Source organism: Mesorhizobium sp. WSM4832 (genome assembly GCF_055811115.1).
In genome coordinates, this window is record NZ_JBVVQH010000032.1 from 1 (window position 1) to 20,418 (window position 20,418).

Genomic DNA, 20,418 nt, shown 5'->3' on the forward strand with positions numbered 1-20,418 from the left:
ATGGTGGCGACGTCCTTGGCCTGGACAACGGCGTTCGGCGTGGCCACGACCGGCAGGTTGGCGACGTCCTCGGGCCTTTCGATCAACGACGGCACCTTGACCGCGTATTTGCCTTCCGAGCCCTCGAGATTGCCGGCCGCGACCAGGCTGTTGGAGGAAGCGACGCCCTGGATCACCTGGTCGAGCTGCAGCCCGTAGGAGGAAAGCTTCACCGGGTCGATGACGACCTCGACGAGGTCGTCGCGCGCGCCCTGCAGCGAGCCTTCGAGCACGCCGGGCACTTCCTCGATACGGTCGCGCAGCTCGCGCGCGGCGGACGTCAGCACCCGCTCCGGCACATCGCCGGAAAGCGTCACGACCAGGACCGGGAACTCCGAGACGTTGACCTCGTTGACGGTCGGCTCCTTGGCCGCCTGCGGCAGGTCGGCCTTGGCGTCCTGCACCTTGCTGCGCGTGTCCTGCAACGCTGTCGCCAGGTCGGTCTGCGGCTGGAATTCGACCAGCACGTAGCCACCGCCCTGGAAGGCGGCCGAACGCATCTCCTTCAGCCCCTTGAGGCTCTTGAGCTTGCTTTCCATTGGCCGCAGCAGCAGGCGCTCGGAATCCTCCGGCGAGATGCCCTGATAGATCAGGCTGACATACATCATCGGAATCGGAACGTCGGGCTCCGCTTCCTTCGGTGTCGACTGATAGGCGATCCAGCCCGCGATGAGCAGGAACATCAGCGCCGATATTGTGAGGCGGGCATTGTTTATGGCGAGTCTGACGATATCCATGACTTCGGCCTGCTGTTTTTTCGGGAGCTGCGAACTGGCCGCTGTTGCCGGGCGGCGCCAGGCCGCGCTACTGCGTGCCGGCGGTGGCTTCGCCGATCAGCTTGTTGATGGTCGCCTGGTCGGCCTCCACGGGCTTCACCAGATCGCCCTCCTTCACCAGCTCCTGGCCGGCGACGATGATGCGCGCGTCCTGCGGGATGCCGCCCAGCACCAGGCCGTGCGGCGTGTCGTCGACGAGGTCGATCGGGAAGAACGCCACCTTGTCGTCCTTGCCGACGGCGCGGATGCCGAGGTCGCCCTTGTCGCCCAGCGTCACCACCGAGCGCGGCAGCATGACCGCATTGGTCGGCTCGGCGCTGAGCGCGATCTCGGCCGTCATGCCGGCGGGAATCGAGCCGTCGCCATTGGGGATCGCCACTTCGACGCGGAAGGTGCGGGTCTGCGAGGAGGCATCGCGGCTGATGTAGCGAACCGTGCCGGTGACCTTCTGGTCGTTGACTAGGCGCACATCGGCTTCGTCGCCGATCTTGAGGTAGCGCAGGTCGCGCTCGCTGATCTCGCCACGAGCGATGATCGGGTCGAGCTTGAGGATCGTCGCCACCTCGCCGCCCTGCATCACCGAGCTGCCGAGTTCCACCGGAATGCGATCGATCACGCCGTCGAACGGCGCCTTGACCTCGTTGCGGTCGAGTTCGGCCTGCGCGGTATCCAGTTGGGATTGCGCCAGCGTCAGGTTGGAGCGGGCGGTGTCGAGCTGCAGCTTGGGCAGATTGCCGGTCTTGGCCAGCCGCTCGGAAGCGTCGAGCTCGGCCTTGCGCTGCACCAGGAGCTGCTTGGCGTTGTCGACGTTGGAGATCTTCTCTTCCGCCGCGAGCATCAGCACAAGGTCGCCGGTCTTGACGTGATCGCCCTGCTTGACCGGCAATTTTTCGATGACGCCGGCGACGCGCGTCGCAAGCACCGCGCGCTTGTCGGCCTCGGTCAGGCCGGAGACGCGGATGGCGCGCGCATAGGTCTTGCGCGGCGGCGTCACCACCGCGACGGTGCGCGGTGCGGCCTTCGGCTCGGCCTGCGCCGCGTTTGGCTTGGCGGCTTCCGGCTTCCCCGGCTGCTCCGGTTTGCCGGCGCCAGTATGCTTGTCGGTGGTAACCGACTTGTCGGCGGCGCTGCCGACGGACGAAAACTCGCCCGTACCCATCCAGGCCGCGAATCCGATGAGCACGGCAATGGCTGCAAGCTTGTGAAACCTGAATTTCGGCATCGTCATTTTTTCCATTGCAGGACCTGGCGAGGTCGGCGCCTCCGACTTCGGGCGCGCGGCCGATATGGGTGTGCGCGGGGCCTAGTTCAATTTGCCGTGATCGGCGAAAGCGCGCTTCTACCTGAAAGTTGCGGCGCAATATAGTCAGAAAAGTTACAGGACCATTGCGCCGTGGAACACAGTACCTCGACAAATAAGGGCTTTTTTGCCAGCCGGCCGCCGCTTTTGTCGGCGCGCCGACAGTTTTCCGCAAGTTTCCCCAAGGTCACTGGCAGCAGCCGTCAGGATGATGCAAAAATCTCCCCTATGCGGCGGCAATTGCCCGATTGGAGCGCAGCCTCGCCCCATGATTCTCGGGCTGAAGCTGTCAAGTGATGAGGTTCAGCAACCGGAATATACGCTCGAATGTCCTGCCATAGGGCGGGCGCAGCAGGCCGCCGGCGCTGAGCTTCGACTGGATGAAGATCGGCTTTTCCTTGCTGAAGGTGCGAAACCCCCACTCGCCGTGATAGGCGCCCATGCCGCTGTCGCCGACCCCGCCGAAGGGCTGCCGCTCCTGCACCAGATGCATCATGCAATCATTGACCGTAACCCCTCCGGCCGCGGTTTCCTGCATGACCCGTTTGCGATTGGCGACGTCGCTGCCGAACCAGTAGAGCGCCAGCGGACGCTCGCCCCTGTTCACATGGTCGATGGCCTCGTCGACCGTGCCATATTCGACGATCGGCAGCACCGGCCCGAAAATCTCCTCGCGCATCAGCCGCAAATTTTCGCCGGCATTGCGGACCAGCACGGGCGCCATCTTGCGATCGGTGACACCGAGCCTCTCATTCGCCGGATTGACCTCGGTGACATCGGCGCCGCTGTCGCGCGCCTCGGCGACCATGTCGCTCAGGCGCCGATGATGCCGCTCGCTGACGATGGCGGTATAATCGCGATTGTCGGCGAGGCGCGGATAGAGCTTCGCCATGGCGGCGGCGAACTTGGCTGCAATCGCCGCGCCCTGGCCTCGCGGAACCATGAGATAGTCCGGCGCGATGCAGGTCTGGCCGGCATTGAGCAGCTTGCCATAGGCGACGCTGGCGACTGCCGCGTCGAGATCGCAGGACGGATCGAAGATCGCCGGCGACTTGCCGCCGAGCTCGAGCGTCACCGGCGTCAGGTTGGCGGCGGCGGCCAGCGCGACCTGGCGGCCGACGGTGGTCGAGCCGGTGAACAGGAGGTGGTCGAAAGGCAAGGACACGAACGCCTTGCCGAGTTCCGCGTCGCCGACCATCACGCTGACCTCGTCGGCGGCGAAATATGTCTCGACAAGGCTGGCGAGCAAATCGGAAAACTTCGGTGTCAGCTCCGATGGCTTCAGCATCACGCGGTTGCCGGCGGCCAAAGCCGCGGTTGCCGGCGCGATGGCGAGCTGGAAAGGATAGTTCCAGGGCGAGACGATGCCGACGACGCCGAGCGGTTGCGGCAACAGGCGGTTGCGGCCGGGCAGGAACGGCAGGCTGGTGGCGACGCGTCGCTCGCGCATCCAGCCGCTGAGATGCGACAGCGCATGCCTGATGCCGGCGCGCACGACGAACAATTCGGCAAGCCGCGTTTCCTCAGCCGAGCGGGCGGAAAAATCGCTGTCGATCGCCGCGCAGATCTCGGCCTCGTGCTTCTCGGTGAGCGCCAGCAGGCGGCTCAGCCGGTCCTTGCGGACTTCCAGCGCCGGGAACGGCTCCTTCTCGAAGGCCCTGCACTGCGCTTCAAACCTGACCCCGAGAGCGTTCTGTCTGGTCTGCAGCATCGCTACCTCCCCTTTACGTTCAGGTAAGACTACATCGCTCGAACAACCGAATCCAGCATTGCCCCGGTTCCGCGGGGAATGCTCCGGTAACTGCCCCCGATCCAAGCGCCTCAAATATGCCGTTTGGCACCCGTCATCGACATAGGAACGCCACCAGTCCGCAAACGGCCCTTTTCGCCGTTCATACATCGATGGGGTGTGCGTAAACGGTCCTTGGCGATGGTGCGGCTCGTGACAAAACCGCAAGATCGGTCGAGCGCCTCATGTCCGCGCGGCTTAGCTGGTGCCGCCACGGAGAATGGAACGATGAAGGCGGCGGTTCAAAACCACCATGCCCGGATGCAGCGGGTGCTGGATCACATAGACCGGCACCTGGACGACGATCTGGACCTGGACGCGCTGAGCAGCGTCGCGGCCTATTCGAAATATCATTTCCACCGGCAGTTCACGGCGACTTTCGGGCTGTCCGTGCATCGCTATATCCAGCTCGCCCGCATGAAGCGCGCTTCATTCCGGCTGGGCCACGCGGACGCCGAAAGCGTCACGGATATAGCGATGGATGCTGGTTACGACGCACCGGATGCTTTCGCCCGCGCTTTTCGTCAACGGTGCGGGCAATCGCCTTCCTCGTTCCGGAGATCTCCCGACTGGGGGTCGTGGCTGATGGCCTTCGGGCCTCTCGACAACGCCAGGAGAAAGCTCATGCAGATAATTTTCACCCAGGACGACGTAACGATCCGCGAAGTGCCGCCCACCCCGGTGGCGATCATGGAACATCGGGGGGATCGGGCGACGCTCGGCGACACCATCCAGCGGTTCATCGCCTGGCGCAAGGCAGCAGGCCTGTCGCCCGAAACAAGCCCGACCTTCAACATCTTCCGTTCCGAGAGATGTCCCGCTGTCGCGGCCGACTACAGCATGGACATTTGCGTTGGCACCGACCAGCCGATCGCGACGGGCGACAAGCAGATGAAGGCCGGCGTGATTCCAGGCGGACGCTGCGCGGTGCTGCGCTACCCCGGCAACACCAACAATCTGGAGCCGGCCGCGCTTTACCTTTATCGTGAATGGCTTCCGGCCAGTGGTGAGGAAGCACGCGACTTTCCGATCTATTGCCAGCGACGGCTGTCCTTCCTTCCGGAACTCTCGACGCCCGAAATCATCATCGAGCTCTTCCTGCCCCTGAAATAGCGCGGCGGGAACGCGGCCCTTATCTTCCGTCCGCAAGGAACGGACCGGCCGCTGTCCAACCCGATGTCGGTCTCTACGGCTGACGACGGCAATCAGGCGCGGCGCCGCGCGGATTCCGGCTTCATGCGCGCCGCAAGGAATTCCTTGACGCGACGCCCCGGCGCCGGACCCCGCAGCGGCTTGAAGCCGTCGTCGAGCTCGCCCGAGAGATCGAGTGTAGCCCGCTGGCCGACGGCATCGTAATTTTCTTCCAGCCAGTCGCTGGCCGCACTGCGGCCGAGGTCGCGCAGATAGGCGATAAAAGCCCATTCGGCGTTGACCTTGGATGACGCCGAAAGGTCCTTGAAGGCCTCGTCGGCGTCGATGCGGTGCATGCGGATGTCGCGATATTCGCCATGCGGCAGGCGGCCGGCCGCGATCAGTTCCTTGACGAAGGCGATCGAGCGGAATTCGCGCAGCAGCCCGGCGTTGAAGGTGATCTCGTCGATGCGGTTCTGGATCTCGTTGGCGCTTTTCGGCGTGCCTTCTCGCACCACGGGATTGATCTGCACCAGAAGCACGTCCTCGGTCGCCGCCGTCTTGAAGAACGGATAGAGCGCCGGATTGCCGCCATAGCCGCCGTCCCAATAGGGCACGCCCTTGATCTCGACCGCCTGGAACAACTGCGGCAGGCAGGCCGAGGCCATCACCGTGTCGAGGTCTATCTCGCCATCGGAAAAGACCCGCAGCTGTCCGGTCTCGACATTGGTCGCCGAGATGAACAGTTCCATCGACTTGCAGGCGCGCACATTGTCGAAGTCGATCTCCTTCGCCACCACATCGCGCAGCGGGTTGAGGCCGAGCGGATTGGCGACATAGGGCGAAAACACCCGTGACATCGTGTCGAAGAAGACGTAGCCGGGCGTGTTCTCGATCGACCAGTTGCCCCAGACCACGTCCCACGGCATGCGCTGCACCGGGCTGAAACGCCCCTTCGAGGCCACCGCCCGCCAGAAATCGTCGAGTTTTTTTCGTGCGCCCTCGACGCCGCCGCGCACGAAGCCGTCGGCCAGCGCCACCGCGTTCATCGCGCCGGCGCTGGTGCCGGACACCGCCGCGATCTCCAGCCGCCCATCCTCCAGCAGCCGGTCGAGCACGCCCCAGGAGAAGGCGCCATGCGAGCCGCCGCCCTGGAGGGCGACGTTGATCTTCTTCTTTTCCTCCGCCTTGCCGTTGTTCGCCATGGCGTTGTCCTTGATATGTCGAGCGCTCGCCGAATCTGCAGCCACTGACTACATCGATCGGACGGCATTCAAGCGAAACTATGTTGCAGTGCAGCATATAGGCACCCCGCAACACAAGGACACATGAAATCTTTGTCACCAGTGAAAAAGCGCCGCCTCAAGGTGTGACGAGATTCAGGTCAGGCCGAGCCGAAAATGGTGGTTTCTGAGAACCGGAGCGGAGCGTAGTTAAAGTACGTGAGCACCGGCCTACGCCGGCCGTAGCCTTAATTTAACCACCACGCCACTCATGAGAGCTTCGGCCGGCGAAGGCCGGAAGCGCAGGAAACCGCCATTTGCAGGCCGGCATCACCTGAATATCGACATACCTAGGCGACGAGGTCTGGCACTGGCCCGACATAACGCGACTGCGGCCTGATCAGCCGCCCGGTCGCCTGCTGCTCGCGCGCGTGCGCGATCCAGCCGGCGACGCGGCCGGCAGCAAAGACATTGGAGAATGCCTCTTTCGGGAAGCCCACCGCTTCCAGGAGAAGCGCGGTGTAGAACTCGACATTGGTCTGGATCGAGCGCTGCGGCTTGGCGGCCTTGAGCACTTCGAGCGCCACCTGCTCCACCGTCTCGGCGAAGGCCAGCCGGCTGCCCATTTGCCGGCTACTTGTCCCGCTGCGGGAACCGAGCTGTCGCACGACCGCCTTCAGCGCGTCGGCGCGCGGATCACGCACACGGTAGATGCGATGGCCGAAACCCATGATGCGCCTGCCATGCGCGATCTCGTTGCTGAGCCAGGCGGTGGCATCGCCGCTGGATTCGATGGCGTCCAGCATCTCGATCACCGGCCCCGGCGCGCCGCCATGCAGCGGGCCCTTCAGCGCGCCGAGCCCTGCCAGGACCGCGGAAGTCAGTCCGGCTTGTGTCGACGCCACCACGCGGGTCGCGAAGGTCGAGGCATTGAGCCCATGGTCGCAGACCGTCACCAGATAGCTGTCCAGCGCCCCGGCAAGCGACGGCGACACGGTGCCGGTGAGCATCCGCAGCATGTCGCCGGCATGATCGGCCTTTTCGTCGGGAGCAATCGGCGTCTCGCCCCGGCCAAGGCGCAGCAGCGCCGGCGTCAGCACCGCCGGCGCCGTGATCAGGCGCAAAGCATCGGCAAGCTCGTCGCCGTCCGGCAAGATGGCCATGCCGGCCCGCATGCCGCTGTAGATGTCGAGCGGCGCAAGCTGGGTGAGCATTGGTCGCACGCGGTCGAACACTTCGACGCGCGCCCTGCCGATCGCCTTCTCCAGTTCGGCATCGCTTGGAAGGTCATCGAAGAAGCCGTCGAACAGCAGCCGGACCACCTGGCCGTAGCGCCAACGGCCGGCGAGTTCCGTCAATGAACGGCCTCGGATGGTGAGATGCCCTCCCGCCCCGTCGACATCGGAAAGCACCGTGTCCGCCGCCACAACATCATCGAGCCCGTTTGCCATGACTTGTCTCCTTGACCTTTCGCGCAACGAAATTAATGCTGCGCAATCAACGCATCAATCTTGATCAATATAATCAATGTAAGGCAGTAAATGACGGAATGGCTGACGCGCGAGGAGGCGCTGGCGAGGCTCAATGTCCGGCCGCAGACGCTCTATGCCTATGTCAGCCGCGGGCGCATCGGCATGCGGCCGGACGGGGCCGACCCGCGTCGCAGCCAATACCGCGCCGACGACATAACCGCGCTCGCCACCCGCCGGGCGCGCGGTAGGAGCCCGCAGGCGATCGCCGAAAGCGCCATCGCCTGGGGCGAGCCGTCAATCACCACCGCCATCTCGACCGTGCTGCATGGCCGTCTCGTCTATCGCGGCAAGGACGCGGTGGCGTTTTCATCCACCTCGACGCTCGAGGAAACGGCTGCGCTGTTGTGGGCGTCGAACGCCCCAGTGTCGTTCGCTTCGCTGACCCCTTCAGCCGTTCGGCAAAGCGGCGCCCCGACGGCCTTTGCCAGGCTCTCGGCGCTCGCCGCTGAAGGCCGGCCCTCGCTCGGTCGCAGGCCGGCTATGCTGCAGCAGGATGGCGCCAGCGCCACAAGCGTGCTTGCGACGTCCCTCGGCGCCAGCCCGGGGGTGGAGCCGGTGCATGAAAGGCTGGCGCAGGGCTGGTCCGTCGATGCGGCCGGCGCCGATCTCATCCGCAAGGCGCTGGTGCTGCTTGCCGATCACGAGCTCAACGCATCGACCTTCGCCGCGCGCGTTGCCGCCTCCACCGGCGCGCCGATCGCCGCCTGCCTGCTCGCGGGCCTCGCCACGCTCACCGGCCCGCGCCACGGCGGTGCCGGCGCGGCTGCCCTGAACCTCGTCGAGGATGCCGAACGGTTGGGGGCGGACGAGGCTGTCGCGCGCTGGCTCGCCCATGACCGGCCGCTGCCAGGCTTCGGCCACCCACTCTATCCGGAAGGCGATCCGCGCGGGCAAGCCCTTCTTCGCGATCTCGAAATCGACGACGGACTGTTGCGGCTGCGCGATGCCGTGGTCGCCGCAACCGGCATGCATGCGAATGTAGATTTCGCCCTTGCCGCGATGACGCGCGGCCTGCATCTGCCCGCCGATGCGCCGTTCCGCCTGTTCGCGCTCGGCCGCAGCGTCGGCTGGACGGCCCACGCCGTCGAGCAGGTGACCAGCAACAGGCCGATCCGGCCGCGCGCCCGCTACGATGGGCCGGTCGGGATGTGACGGCTCCTCCAGCGCAGACGACTGGATTGGCGGGACGTCTATCAAGTCGTCATTCCAGGGCGGAGCAAGGAGCGAAGCGACGCGCGCAGACCCTGGAATCCATGCCGTGACGCTAAGGCGTTGCAACGATTACAGAATTCTGCACCGCCGCACCCGATGTCAAACGTCACGGAATGGATCCTCGGGTCAAGCCCGAGGATGACGAAGGGAGGGGCCCTTCGGCTAATCTCAGGCGTTCGCGACCATCACGAAACGGCGCTCCAGGTTGTGTTGAGATTCAGGTCAGGCCGAGTCGAAAATAGTGGCTTCCGAGAACCGGAGTGGAGCGTACTTAAAGTACGTGAGCACCGGAAGCGCAGGAAGCCGTCGTTCGCAGGCCGGCCTCACCTGAATATCGGCGCACCCTACGACATCGTGTCCAGCTTGCGTTGCATCGCCGCGATCTGCGCCTTCAATTCCTGCAGATCGTCGGATTTCTCTTCCTTCTTCGGCGGCTCGGCTGGCGCCGCGGAATTGCCGCCGGCGGGCGGGAACGGCGTGAACATGCGCATGGCGTTCTGGAACAGCTCGACATTGCGGCGCGTCTGTTCCTCGAGCGCCTTTATCGGCGTCTTCATCAAGTCGATCGGCGTCTTGCCGAAGGCGCCTTTCAGTTGCTCGCGGAACCGCTCCTGCTCCTTGGAGAAGGCGATCATCGACTGTTCGAGGAAGCTCGGCACGATCATCTGCATCTGATCGCCGTAAAACGAGATGAGCTGGCGCAGGAACGGGATCGGCAGCATGTTCTGCCCGTCCTTGTTCTCCAACTCGAAGATGATCTGCGTCAGCACCGGATGCGTGATGTCGTCCCCGGTCTTTGCGTCCTGGACCGTGAACTCCTCGCCCTTCTTGACCATCTCGGCCAAGTCCTCGAGTGTCACATAGGTGCTTGTGCCGGTATTGTAGAGCCGGCGATTGGCATACTTCTTGATGACGATCGGGTCGTCTTTTGCGGCCATCCGTATCCTCCCCAGGACACCGGCACCTCTAGGAGTAAGTGGCCGGTAACGATTGCGCCCTTTATCGAGGATACGCGCAAAAGCGTCACAATTCCAAGCGGTTTGTGCACTGCGGCATCAATTAATGCTGCACAGCCACGGCAAAAAACCGCTGCGCGGTCAACGTCATGTTACCGCAACCCGTGCGCGCGCTGCTTGCCGCGCATGGCGGCCATGCCCATTTCCGGTTTGACTTGGGGTTTCGAACGGGCAAGAAAGTCCTGAAGCGATCCCGAAAATAAGACACCTCGAAGTCTGGAGAAGAAAATGTCCGCTTCCAATTCAATCGTCGTCGCCAGCGCTGCCCGCACCGCGGTCGGATCGTTCAACGGCAGCTTCGCCGCCACGCCGGCGCACGAGCTCGGCGCCGTCGTCATCAAGGAATTGCTCGCGCGCTCCGGCGTCGAGGCTGCGGAAGTCGACGAGGTCATCCTCGGCCAGGTGCTGACGGCCGCGCAAGGCCAGAACCCGGCCCGCCAGGCCTCGATCAATGCCGGCCTGCCGAAGGAAACCACGGCCTGGAGCCTCAACCAGGTTTGCGGCTCGGGCCTGCGCGCCATCGCGCTCGGCATGCAGCAGATCGCCACCGGCGACGCCAAGGTGATCATCGCCGGCGGCCAGGAGTCGATGTCGATGTCGCCGCATGCCGAGCACCTGCGCGCCGGCGTCAAGATGGGCGATTACAAGATGATCGACACCATGATCAAGGATGGCCTGTGGGACGCCTTCAACGGCTACCATATGGGCAACACGGCCGAGAACGTCGCCCGCCAGTTCCAGATCACGCGCGAGGACCAGGACGAGTTCGCGCTCGCCTCGCAGAACAAGGCAGAGGCCGCTCAGAAGGCCGGCAAGTTCAAGGACGAGATCGTCGCCTTCACCATCAAGGGTAGGAAGGGCGACACCATCGTCGACCAGGACGAATATATCCGCCACGGCGCGACGCTTGACGCCATGACCAAGCTGAAGCCCGCTTTCGACAAGGACGGCACGGTCACCGCCGCCAACGCATCCGGCATCAATGACGGCGCCGCCGGCGCGGTGCTGATGACCGAAGCCGAGGCTGCCCGGCGCGGCATTGCCCCGCTGGTCCGCATCGCCTCCTGGGCGACCGCCGGCGTCGATCCGGCTATCATGGGCACCGGACCTATTCCCGCCTCGAAGCGGGCGCTGGAGAAAGCCGGCTGGTCGGTCAAGGACCTCGATCTCATCGAGGCCAACGAGGCCTTCGCCGCGCAGGCCTGCGCCGTCAACAAGGGCATGGGCTGGGATCCCTCGATCGTCAACGTCAATGGCGGCGCTATTGCCATCGGCCATCCGATCGGCGCTTCCGGCGCCCGCGTCTTCAACACGCTGGTCTACGAGATGCGCCGCCGTGGCGCCAAGAAGGGCCTCGCCACGCTTTGCATCGGCGGCGGCATGGGCGTCGCCATGTGCGTCGAGGCGCTGTGAGCTCAGCGAATAGGGAGCAGCGAACAGGGAAGAAAAAGCGTCGCACGGCGGGACATCGGATCCCTACTCGCTATTCGCTACTCCCTGTTCGCTCAGACGATTTTAAAGGGAGGACCACATGAGCAAAGTAGCAATTGTCACCGGCGGATCGCGCGGCATCGGCGCCGCGATATCGGTCGCCTTGAAGACCGCCGGCTATTCGGTCGCGGCAAACTATGCCGGCAATGACGAGGCGGCCGCTAAGTTCAAGGCCGAGACCGGCATCCCGGTCTATAAATGGTCCGTCGCCGACTACGAAGCCTGTGCCGCCGGCATCAAGCAGATCGAGGCCGATCTCGGCCCGGTCGGGGTGCTGGTCAACAATGCCGGCATCACCCGCGACGCCATGTTCCACAAGATGACGCCCGCGCAGTGGAAGGAAGTGATCGACACCAACCTCTCCGGCGTCTTCAACATGACGCATCCTCTGTGGAGCGGCATGCGCGACCGCAAGTTCGGCCGCGTCATCACCATTTCCTCGATCAATGGCCAGAAGGGCCAGGCCGGCCAGGTCAACTATTCCGCCGCCAAGGCCGGCGACATCGGCTTCTCCAAGGCGCTGGCCCAGGAGGGGGCCCGGGCCGGCATCACCGTCAACGTGATCTGCCCCGGCTATATCGCCACCGAAATGGTCAAGGCGATCGACGAGAAGGTGCTCAACGAGCGCATCATCCCGCAGATCCCGGTCGGCCGCCTCGGCGAACCGGAAGAGATCGCGCGCTGCGTCGTCTTCCTGGCTTCCGACGAGGCCGGCTTCATCACCGGCTCGACCATCACCGCCAATGGCGGCCAGTACTTCGTCTGAGATATGCTTCGACCGGCTGCAAATCCGTGCGGCCGGTGCGCTGTAGACGCCCTGATCTGGGGCTCGCCGCCTGACGTCGTCAGGCGGCGAGTTTCAAGTTTGGCTTGGCCGCAGGCTTGGTGGGAACGACAGACCCCGGTTCGCCTGCGAGCGCCGGCAGCCGGGCGAGCGGTGCCCGGCTGAGCCCTGACAGCTTCAGCGCAACGCGGCGCTTCAGGAACGGGCTGAGGTTCACGACCGAAAGCGCCAGATTGCGCAGGAAGCGCCTCACCGGGTTTCGCGCAAGCGCCATCTCGGTCATCCGGCCCGCAAGGTCGAGCACTTCCTGCGCCGCCGGGCGACGCAGCTTCTCGTATAGGTCGAGTTCCGTTTCCGGGCGCATGCCGTTCACCACATCGCCCAGCAACTGGCCGAGCACGACCGCATCGATGATGCCCGTGTTCATGCCTTGCCCGCCGGCGGGGCTGTGGACATGGGCGGCATCGCCCATCAAGAACAGTCGATCCTTGCGATAGGCCCGCACCAGACGATGATGAACGCGGAACCGCGAACTCCAGCCAAGGCTAAGCACACGGGCTCTCTTCGTGGTCGGCCCGCGGCTGTCGAGCAGCGCCTGGATATCGGCGACCTCGATCCTTTCCGGCGCCTCATCCATTGTCGCAACGACCCGGTATGATCCATCCGGCAGCGGCGCCACTACAACCAGTCCCGCCGGCGCGAAGAACAGCGACACTTCGGTCGGTCCAACCGGCCAATCCAAACGAACGTCGGCCAGCACAAAGGAGCCGTCATAGGCCGCGCCGTCGAACTCGATGCCTGTCGATTTGCGCACCAGGCTGTGCATGCCGTCGGCGCCCACGACATAGCGTGCCGATATGATTTTCTCCTGGCCGTTTTCGACCACCGTCACGCGCGCGCCGTCACCGTCCTGAGCAACCGCCACAGCCTCGACTTCGCGATGAATGCTGCCGCCAAGAGCGGCGATCCGCTCGGCGAACACCTGTTCGGTCAGGTTCTGCGGAAGCATCATCAGATAGGGATGTTTGGACGGCAGCTTGCTGAAATCGAGCTTGAGCAGCGCCCGGTCGCGGTCGCGGATGGCAAAATCCTCGATCTTCACGGAAAGCGCGCTCAGCCGCTGCGTGACGCCGAGCGGCTCCAGCGATTCCAGCGTCTGCGCATGGATGACGCCAGCACGCGACGTCTGCAGGCCATGCGCAAGCTTGTCTATCAGCAGATGATCGACACCGGCTTGATGCAGCGCGATAGACAGCGCCATGCCGGTCGGGCCGGCGCCGATAATGAGGACTTCCGTGGTCTCAGGCAGCATTTCCCATCTCCATTTATCAACAGTTGTTGACTTTCTAGTGATCTCCATTGTATTTGTCAACAGGTGTTGGCATATGAATCGTCATGACCGAGAATCAACCGAAGAAGCAGACCAAGTCGGACCGCACGAAAGCCCAAATCCTCGAAGCCGCGCGCGGCCTTTTCGCCGAGCATGGCTATGACGGCACCTCGATCCGGGACGTTGCGGCGCAGGCCTCGATCGATCCGGCCATGGTGATCCGTTATTTCCGCAGCAAGGATGAGCTGTTCGCCAGGGCGGCAGTCGTGAACCTCCAATTGCCGGATCAGCGGACAGACCCGACCGCCATCGGCGAAACGCTGATCAGGCGCTTTCTGGTCAACTGGGAAGGTCCGGCCAACGGACCCGGCATGATAATCCTGCTGCGTTCGGCGACATCGAACGAACACGCAGCCGAGAAAGTCCGCGACGTCTTCGCCAATCAGGTGAGGCCGATGGTTGCTTCGATCGGCGACCCCGCCGACGCCGGCCGGCGCGCCGGCCTCGTTGCCAGCCAGTTGCTGGGTCTCGCCATGTGCCGGTATCTGCTGCGACTTGCGCCAGTGGTCGCGCTATCGCATGAAGAGATCATTCGGAATATCGGCCCGGTACTGCAGCGTTACGCTGTGGGCCAAGACTCGAATTGAAGGATTGGCTTCATCGAGATGTGCCGAAGCGAGACGCAAAGATTAACGGCGACGCCTCCGGCTGTGCAAAACCCACTCACAAGCCGTGGATTTTCGGTGGATAAGCTGGGGATAATACTACATCTAGCAGTGAACAAACCGGGAAAATGGGCAGAACACTGATTCGTCGCCGATTCGTTCTGGCTTTGGCCGGGAAGTTAACGGCGGAGGGCTCAAACGCTACCGAATTCGTTAAAATCGGTTAGGAAAAGTCAATAATTTCATAGTCTTGCCAGGTCAGCCGGCTCCGGCTGCAACCGTTCGCCGGCAAAGGTTAACGGGACTCGCCCGCGGCAGAGCCGAAGCATGAATCGGGCCAGTTCCATGATTCAGCATGTGGTGAGACTCGCCGTCAAAAAATCCACATGTAGCCGTGAACAAAACCTGAATCCGCGCGAGTCTGTGATTCGTCGCCGATTCGTTCCAGACTCGTTCCAGCCGTTAACAACAGCCGATTTTAACCCTCCCCGTTCGAGCTCGTCTGTCTCCGAAGGAACATTCCGCTTTCGCTTGGCGCCCTAAATCCCTATGTGTCGGCTGTCACACGCGGCAGTGCCGCCGCGCCTCCGACCAAAAGCGGCAGAAAAACTCATTTCCGAGCCGATGAATATCCAGCCGAAACACTCCCAGCCACTGATCCTTTCGGGCCGCGACGTGACGGCCGTGCTAGGCCCCACCAACACCGGCAAGACCCACCTCGCCATCGAGCGCATGGTCGCGCATGAGACCGGCGTCATCGGCCTGCCGCTCAGACTGCTCGCCCGCGAGGTCTATGCCCGCGTCTGCGAGAAGGTCGGCGCCCACAAAGTGGCGCTGATCACCGGCGAGGAGAAGATCGTCCCGGCCGGCGCGAGATATTCGGTCTGCACCGTCGAAGCGATGCCCCGCGAGACCGATGCCGCCTTCGTCGCCATCGACGAGGTGCAGCTCGCCGGCGATCTCGAACGCGGCCACATCTTCACCGACCGCATCCTGCATCTGCGTGGCCGCCAGGAGACGCTGCTGCTGGGCGCGGCCACCATGCATGGCATCCTGCAGCGCCTCTTGAAGGGCGTGTCGGTGGTGACGCGGCCGCGGCTGTCGCATCTTGCCTATGCGGGCTCCAAGAAACTCACCCGGCTGCCGCGGCGCACGGCGATCGTCGCTTTCTCTGCCGACGAGGTCTATGCCATCGCCGAGCTGATCCGCCGCCAGCAGGGTGGTGCGGCCGTCGTGCTCGGCGCGCTCTCGCCGCGCACCCGCAACGCCCAGGTGGCGCTGTTCCAGTCCGGCGACGTCGATTATCTCATCGCCACCGACGCCATCGGGATGGGGCTGAACCTCGACCTCGACCATGTCGCCTTCGCCCAGAACCGGAAGTTCGACGGGTATCAATACCGCAACCTGACCGCGGCCGAGCTGGGCCAGATCGCCGGCCGTGCCGGCCGGCATCTGCGCGACGGCACATTCGGCGTCACCGGCCAAGTCGATCCGCTCGACGAGGATCTTGTCGGGAAGATCGAGGGGCACGAGTTCGACCCGGTGAAGGTGCTGCAGTGGCGCACCGCCGATTTCGATTTTTCCAGCCTCGATGCGCTGAAGCGCTCGATCGAGACCAATGCGCCCGTCGAAGGGCTCACCCGCGCGCTGCCGGCTGTCGACGCCCAGGTGCTGGAGCATCTGTCGCGCGATGGCGACATCCGCGCGCTCGCCTCCGGCAAGCAGCGCGTCGCGCTGCTCTGGGAGGCCTGCGCCCTGCCCGACTACCGCAAGATCGCCCCGGCCCAGCATGCCGACCTCATCGCCTCGATCTATACGGACCTTGCGCGCCATGGCCATGTCGATGAGAATTACATGGCCGAGCAGGTGCGGCGCGCCGACACGACGGAAGGCGATATCGACACGCTGTCGCACCGGATCGCGCAGATCCGCACCTGGACTTTCGTCTCCAACCGCCCCGGCTGGCTGGCCGATCAGCTACACTGGCAGGAAAAGACGCGCGAAATCGAAGACAGATTGTCGGATGCGCTGCATGAGCGGTTGACGAAACGCTTCGTAGACCGCAGGACTTCCGTCCTCATGCGGCGCCTTAGAGAAAATACCATGCCTGAAGCCGAAATCAGCCCAACCGGAACCGTCCTCGTCGAAGGCCATCATGTCGGCGAGTTGCAGGGGTTCCGCTTCACCGCCGACCAAAGCGCCGGCGGCGAGGACGCCAAGGCGGTGCGCACTGCCGCCCAGAAGGCCCTTGCGGCCGAGTTCGACGCGCGCGCCGAACGCTTTGCCGCCTGCGCCAATGGCGACCTTGCTTTGGGTTCCGACGGCGTTCTGCGCTGGATCGGCGCGCCGATCGGCACGCTGGTCGGCGGCGACGAGGCGCTGAAGCCGCGCCTGGTCCTGCTTGCCGACGAGCAGCTGACCGGCCCTGCCCGCGACAAGGTCGCCGCGCGCGCCGAACGTTTCGTCAATTTCCAGATCGAAACGCTGCTGAAGCCGCTGGTCGATTTGAAGAATGCCGACCAGCTTACCGGCATCGCGCGCGGCATCGCCTTCCAGCTGGTCGAGCATTTCGGCCTGATCAACCGCCGCGACATCGCGGAGGAGATGAAGTCGCTCGACCAGGAGGGCCGCGCCGCGCTGCGCCGCCTCGGCGTGCGTTTCGGCGCCTATCATGTCTTCGTGCCGGCGCTGATCAAGCCGGCGCCAGCCGGCCTGGTGACGCTGCTCTGGGCGCTGAAGAACGACGGCAAGGACAAGCCCGGCTTCGGCGATGTTGTCCACGCGCTGGCGTCGGGCCGCACCTCGGTGGTCATCGACCCCGCCTTCGACAAGACCTTCTACAAGCTCGCCGGTTACCGCAATCTCGGCCGTCGCGCCGTGCGCGTCGATATCCTGGAACGGCTTGCCGACCTCATCCGCCCGGCGACCAACTGGAAGCCCGGCCTCGGCCAGCGTCCGGACGGCGCCTATGACGGCCACGCCTTCATGGTGACGCCGCCGATGATGTCGATCCTCGGCGCTACCGCCGACGATATGGAAGAGATCCTCAAAGGTCTCGGCTACCGCTCCGAGGCAAAGCCGGCTGTTGAGGTGAAGGCAAAGCTCGACGCGCTGGACGACGCCGCTCGCGAAGCCGCCGCCGCGAAGCTCGCCGCGGAGGAAGCGGCCCGCGCCGCGCAGGCCAAGGCCGCGGAAGCTGCGGCAACGGACGCGGTTGCGGAAGCGCCCGTCGAAAGTTCGGAGCCGTCTGCCGCCGTCGAAACTGCCGCCGAAGCTCCTGCGGAAGCCGTCTCGGAAGTGGCCGCGGAACCTGTCGCGGGAGAGCCGGCAGACGCTCCTGCCGAGATCACGGAAGAGGCCCATCCTGTAGAGGATGCTCATCCTGCAGAAGATACTGCAGCGGTGCTTGAATCGGCCAAACCCGCCGAAGCTCCCGCCTCCCCCTCGATGGCGGAGGTCGCGGCGCGAAACGACGCGGGTGACGGCGCCGACGATGCAGAGAACACTGATACCGACGGCGCTCCTCCCGCTCCGGCGCTGCGCACCGACCCTCCCCACGCGGGGGAGGGTGAAGGAAGCGAAGCCGCCGCTGGCGAAACCCCGGCCGAGGCTGAAGAGCCGAAGCCTGTCCTTCTGTGGCGTCAGGCGCGTTTCGACCATCAGCGCCCGCGCCACCGTCACGACAACCGTCGCGACAATCGCCCGCGCGGCGGCCAGCCCGCGCGCGAGGGTCAAGCAGGTGCCGCAAGCGCCCAGCCGGGCGATCGTCCGGCCAATGAAGGCCACCGCGAGCAGCGCGACGGCGCCGGCAAGCCGCGCTTCGACCGCTCGAAGTTCAAGCCGAGGCCGGAGACGGGCGACCGGCGCGAGGGCGGCGAACGGCGCGAAGGCAGGCCGCAGGGCGAACGTCCAGATCGCCACGAGGGGGGCCGCCGCGACGGACGGCCGGACTGGAAGGGCAACAGGCAGGATGGCAAGGGCAGCGCTCCGGGCGGCAAGTCCGCCTTCCAGGGCAAGCCGCGCGACGAGCGCCCGCAGCGCTTCGATCCGGATTCACCCTTCGCCAAGCTCGCCGCCTTGCGCGACCAGCTGAAGAAATAGGCTAGAGCATGATCCCGAACCGAAGGACCGCGTTAGCGAAAAGTGGGAACCGGTTTTCGGATAGGATCATGTTCCAACAAAGCTAGCCCCGATGGTTGGAGAAGGCCGCCAGCGCATCGACAAATGGCTGTTCTTCTCGCGCGCTGTGAAATCGCGGTCCCTGGCGGCAAAGGTCGTCGTTGCCGGACGCGTCCGCATCAATCGCGACAAAGCAGCGCAGGCCTCGGATCTGGTCAAGCCCGGCGACGTGCTGACCATCACGCTGGAGCGACGAATCCTGGTTTGGAAAGTGCTGAATTGCGGCACGAGGCGCGGCCCGGCAGACGAGGCGCGCCTGCTTTACGAGGATATGTCGCCGGCGCCGACACCCAAAGGCGAGGCCGTTCCAGACGCCATTCCGGCGCTGCGCGAGGCCGGCAGCGGCCGTCCGACCAAGCGCGAGCGCCGGCAGACCGACCGGCTGCTTGGCGACGACTGAAGAGACGACCGGACCGCGTCGCGGCAGGCGACCCGGAATTCTGTTCCGCAACGCCGGCTCATGCGGCAAGCCCTGCCCTTGCAAGCAGGGGTCAAAGGCGTTACCTCACCTTCAAAAGCCCCGCAGAAAGGGACTTCCCGGAGCCTGCAATGACCTATGTCGTGACCGACAATTGCATCAAATGCAAATACATGGACTGCATCGAGGTCTGTCCGGTCGACTGTTTCTACGAAGGCGAGAACATGCTCGTCATCCATCCCGACGAGTGCATCGACTGCGGCGTCTGCGAGCCGGAATGCCCGGCCGACGCAATCAAGCCGGACACCGAGGGCGGCCTCGACAAATGGTTGCAGGTCAACGCCGAATACGCCGACAAATGGCCCAATATCACCGCCAAGAAAGAGCCGCCGGCGGACGCCAAGACCTTCGACGGCGAGACCGGGAAGTTCGAGAAATATTTCTCGGCCGAGCCAGGCGAAGGCGATTGATGCAGGCGCCGGCAATGCCGGCATGACGCGACGTAACGGGGTCGATACAATCGCTGTCTTGACAGGCAGCGACCCCGCTTGGCGTTAGCGAATGCAGCAAAACCTTGATTCTTCCGACTTTTTGTGTTACATCAACCAAACATGCCGGTGACACGACGTCGATTTATGGCGCTAACGCCCCAAATCACTGAAAGGTGAGCTTCTCAATCCGGACCAGAGCAATCTGGGGCAGGCGGTCGCATTCGTGCGGTTTGCCGTCTCGGCTTTTTCCGGTGGGTTCATCTGTTGTGCGGCTAACGGTCGGTAGCCCGACCGCGCGATTTTAGCCGGCGCCGCCATGCCGGCGCTACAACAAGGAGTTCAGGGCGTAATGGCAACGATCACCCCGCAGAAGAAGTCCACCGCGGCCCGCCACGGGTTCAAGACCGGCGAGTTCATCGTCTATCCGGCGCATGGCGTAGGCCAGATTGTGGCCATCGATGAGCAGGAAGTAGCCGGTCACAAGCTGGAACTGTTCGTCATCGATTTCCAGAAGGACAAGATGCGGCTGAAGGTTCCGGTCGCCAAGGCGACCTCGATCGGCATGCGCAAGCTGTCGGAAGAGGATTATGTCGAGCGTGCGCTGAAGGTCGTGCAGGGCCGCGCCCGCATCAAGCGCACCATGTGGTCGCGCCGCGCCCAGGAATATGATGCCAAGATCAATTCGGGCGACCTGATCTCGATCTCGGAAGTGGTGCGCGACCTCTATCGCGCCGACAACCAGCCGGAGCAGTCCTATTCCGAGCGTCAGCTCTATGAAGCCGCGCTCGACCGCATGGCCCGCGAGATCGCCGCGGTGAACCGCATGTCGGAAACCGAGGCGGTGCGCCTCATCGAGGTCAACCTCAACAAGGGTCCGAAGCGCGGCGCCAAGGCCGACAACGAGGAAGCCGAGCAGGAAGAAGCTGCCTGAATTTCTCGTTCTGACTGAATGCGAAAAACCCGGCCTGGCGCCGGGTTTTTTGTTTCTGCGCGTGGGGGTCCGACGGACGGGCGAGACCCGTGGCTCGCCCTGGTAAGTCCC

Annotated in this window: 16 protein-coding genes; 9 read left to right on the forward strand and 7 right to left on the reverse strand. The window is 64.3% G+C overall.

The features are described 5' to 3' along the window. From AC0L2L_RS31390 to AC0L2L_RS31400, 3 genes are all read right to left on the reverse strand, one after another. Positions 1-776 (reverse strand): efflux RND transporter permease subunit (locus tag AC0L2L_RS31390; protein ID WP_473583706.1); only part of this gene is annotated, 776 nt, incomplete at its 3' end. A 67-nt stretch (positions 777-843) separates the two neighbouring features. Further along, positions 844-2,037: an efflux RND transporter periplasmic adaptor subunit gene (locus tag AC0L2L_RS31395; RefSeq protein WP_473583707.1), complete on the reverse strand. Its 1,194-nt coding sequence runs from the start codon at positions 2,035-2,037 to the stop codon at positions 844-846. Positions 2,038-2,404: 367 nt separating this feature from the next. Continuing rightward, complete coding sequence (locus tag AC0L2L_RS31400) at positions 2,405-3,826, reverse strand: coniferyl aldehyde dehydrogenase (protein ID WP_473583708.1); 1,422 nt, start codon at positions 3,824-3,826, stop codon at positions 2,405-2,407. 306 nt (positions 3,827-4,132) lie between these two features. Here AC0L2L_RS31400 and AC0L2L_RS31405 point away from each other — a divergent pair, with 306 nt between their 5' ends. After that, positions 4,133-5,017, forward strand: coding sequence for an AraC family transcriptional regulator (locus AC0L2L_RS31405; protein WP_473583709.1), 885 nt, complete (start codon positions 4,133-4,135; stop codon positions 5,015-5,017). A 92-nt stretch (positions 5,018-5,109) separates the two neighbouring features. On the opposite strand, the gene AC0L2L_RS31410 is transcribed toward AC0L2L_RS31405, so the two are convergent. Then, entirely contained in the window at positions 5,110-6,240 is a 1,131-nt protein-coding gene (locus AC0L2L_RS31410; RefSeq protein ID WP_473583710.1) for a patatin-like phospholipase family protein, read from the reverse strand. Between the two features lie 368 nt (positions 6,241-6,608). Then, positions 6,609-7,709, reverse strand: coding sequence for a citrate synthase/methylcitrate synthase (locus tag AC0L2L_RS31415; RefSeq protein ID WP_473583711.1), 1,101 nt, complete (start codon positions 7,707-7,709; stop codon positions 6,609-6,611). Between the two features lie 90 nt (positions 7,710-7,799). Here AC0L2L_RS31415 and AC0L2L_RS31420 point away from each other — a divergent pair, with 90 nt between their 5' ends. Next, positions 7,800-8,942 (forward strand): citrate synthase, encoded by a 1,143-nt coding sequence (locus AC0L2L_RS31420; protein WP_473583712.1) that lies wholly within the window; start codon positions 7,800-7,802, stop codon positions 8,940-8,942. A 404-nt stretch (positions 8,943-9,346) separates the two neighbouring features. Here the strand turns inward: AC0L2L_RS31420 and phaR are convergent, their stop codons facing one another. Beyond that, positions 9,347-9,940: a polyhydroxyalkanoate synthesis repressor PhaR gene (gene phaR / locus AC0L2L_RS31425; RefSeq protein ID WP_027166683.1), complete on the reverse strand. Its 594-nt coding sequence runs from the start codon at positions 9,938-9,940 to the stop codon at positions 9,347-9,349. Between the two features lie 306 nt (positions 9,941-10,246). Between phaR and AC0L2L_RS31430 the strand changes: the two genes are divergently transcribed. Both AC0L2L_RS31430 and phbB read left to right on the forward strand, forming a co-directional pair. Continuing rightward, complete coding sequence (locus AC0L2L_RS31430; RefSeq protein WP_473583713.1) at positions 10,247-11,431, forward strand: acetyl-CoA C-acetyltransferase; 1,185 nt, start codon at positions 10,247-10,249, stop codon at positions 11,429-11,431. A 118-nt stretch (positions 11,432-11,549) separates the two neighbouring features. Next, positions 11,550-12,275: an acetoacetyl-CoA reductase gene (gene phbB / locus AC0L2L_RS31435; protein ID WP_473583714.1), complete on the forward strand. Its 726-nt coding sequence runs from the start codon at positions 11,550-11,552 to the stop codon at positions 12,273-12,275. Positions 12,276-12,354: 79 nt separating this feature from the next. Here phbB and AC0L2L_RS31440 read toward each other — a convergent pair whose 3' ends face one another. Continuing rightward, a complete protein-coding gene (locus AC0L2L_RS31440; RefSeq protein WP_473583715.1) occupies positions 12,355-13,605 on the reverse strand; it encodes an FAD-dependent oxidoreductase in 1,251 nt (416 codons plus the stop codon). A gap of 83 nt (positions 13,606-13,688) precedes the next feature. Here AC0L2L_RS31440 and AC0L2L_RS31445 point away from each other — a divergent pair, with 83 nt between their 5' ends. The 5 genes from AC0L2L_RS31445 (at position 13,689) to AC0L2L_RS31465 (ending at position 20,307) form a co-directional block, all read left to right on the forward strand. After that, the gene (locus AC0L2L_RS31445; protein ID WP_473583716.1) at positions 13,689-14,270 is read left to right on the forward strand and encodes a TetR/AcrR family transcriptional regulator; all 582 of its coding nucleotides are present in this window, start codon (positions 13,689-13,691) and stop codon (positions 14,268-14,270) included. Between the two features lie 642 nt (positions 14,271-14,912). After that, positions 14,913-18,389, forward strand: a complete 3,477-nt coding sequence (locus tag AC0L2L_RS31450) for a helicase-related protein (protein WP_473583717.1) — start codon at positions 14,913-14,915, stop codon at positions 18,387-18,389. A gap of 91 nt (positions 18,390-18,480) precedes the next feature. Next, complete coding sequence (locus AC0L2L_RS31455; RefSeq protein ID WP_473583718.1) at positions 18,481-18,867, forward strand: RNA-binding S4 domain-containing protein; 387 nt, start codon at positions 18,481-18,483, stop codon at positions 18,865-18,867. Positions 18,868-19,016: 149 nt separating this feature from the next. Then, entirely contained in the window at positions 19,017-19,355 is a 339-nt protein-coding gene (fdxA, locus tag AC0L2L_RS31460) for a ferredoxin FdxA (protein ID WP_027166688.1), read from the forward strand. A 370-nt stretch (positions 19,356-19,725) separates the two neighbouring features. Further along, a complete protein-coding gene (locus AC0L2L_RS31465; protein WP_027166689.1) occupies positions 19,726-20,307 on the forward strand; it encodes a CarD family transcriptional regulator in 582 nt (193 codons plus the stop codon). The last annotated feature ends 111 nt before the right edge of the window (positions 20,308-20,418 follow it).

Bases quoted from the DNA above. Each gene is read 5' to 3' on its own strand.
- AC0L2L_RS31395 (WP_473583707.1), bottom strand. From the start codon at position 2,037: ATGCCGAAATTCAGGTTTCACAAGCTTGCAGCCATTGCCGTGCTCATC.
- AC0L2L_RS31400 (WP_473583708.1), bottom strand. From the start codon at position 3,826: ATGCTGCAGACCAGACAGAACGCTCTCGGGGTCAGGTTTGAAGCGCAG.
- AC0L2L_RS31405 (WP_473583709.1), top strand. From the start codon at position 4,133: ATGAAGGCGGCGGTTCAAAACCACCATGCCCGGATGCAGCGGGTGCTG.
- AC0L2L_RS31410 (WP_473583710.1), bottom strand. From the start codon at position 6,240: ATGGCGAACAACGGCAAGGCGGAGGAAAAGAAGAAGATCAACGTCGCC.
- AC0L2L_RS31415 (WP_473583711.1), bottom strand. From the start codon at position 7,709: ATGGCAAACGGGCTCGATGATGTTGTGGCGGCGGACACGGTGCTTTCC.
- AC0L2L_RS31420 (WP_473583712.1), top strand. From the start codon at position 7,800: ATGACGGAATGGCTGACGCGCGAGGAGGCGCTGGCGAGGCTCAATGTC.
- phaR (WP_027166683.1), bottom strand. From the start codon at position 9,940: ATGGCCGCAAAAGACGACCCGATCGTCATCAAGAAGTATGCCAATCGC.
- AC0L2L_RS31430 (WP_473583713.1), top strand. From the start codon at position 10,247: ATGTCCGCTTCCAATTCAATCGTCGTCGCCAGCGCTGCCCGCACCGCG.
- phbB (WP_473583714.1), top strand. From the start codon at position 11,550: ATGAGCAAAGTAGCAATTGTCACCGGCGGATCGCGCGGCATCGGCGCC.
- AC0L2L_RS31440 (WP_473583715.1), bottom strand. From the start codon at position 13,605: ATGCTGCCTGAGACCACGGAAGTCCTCATTATCGGCGCCGGCCCGACC.
- AC0L2L_RS31445 (WP_473583716.1), top strand. From the start codon at position 13,689: ATGACCGAGAATCAACCGAAGAAGCAGACCAAGTCGGACCGCACGAAA.
- AC0L2L_RS31450 (WP_473583717.1), top strand. From the start codon at position 14,913: ATGAATATCCAGCCGAAACACTCCCAGCCACTGATCCTTTCGGGCCGC.
- AC0L2L_RS31455 (WP_473583718.1), top strand. From the start codon at position 18,481: ATGGTTGGAGAAGGCCGCCAGCGCATCGACAAATGGCTGTTCTTCTCG.
- fdxA (WP_027166688.1), top strand. From the start codon at position 19,017: ATGACCTATGTCGTGACCGACAATTGCATCAAATGCAAATACATGGAC.
- AC0L2L_RS31465 (WP_027166689.1), top strand. From the start codon at position 19,726: ATGGCAACGATCACCCCGCAGAAGAAGTCCACCGCGGCCCGCCACGGG.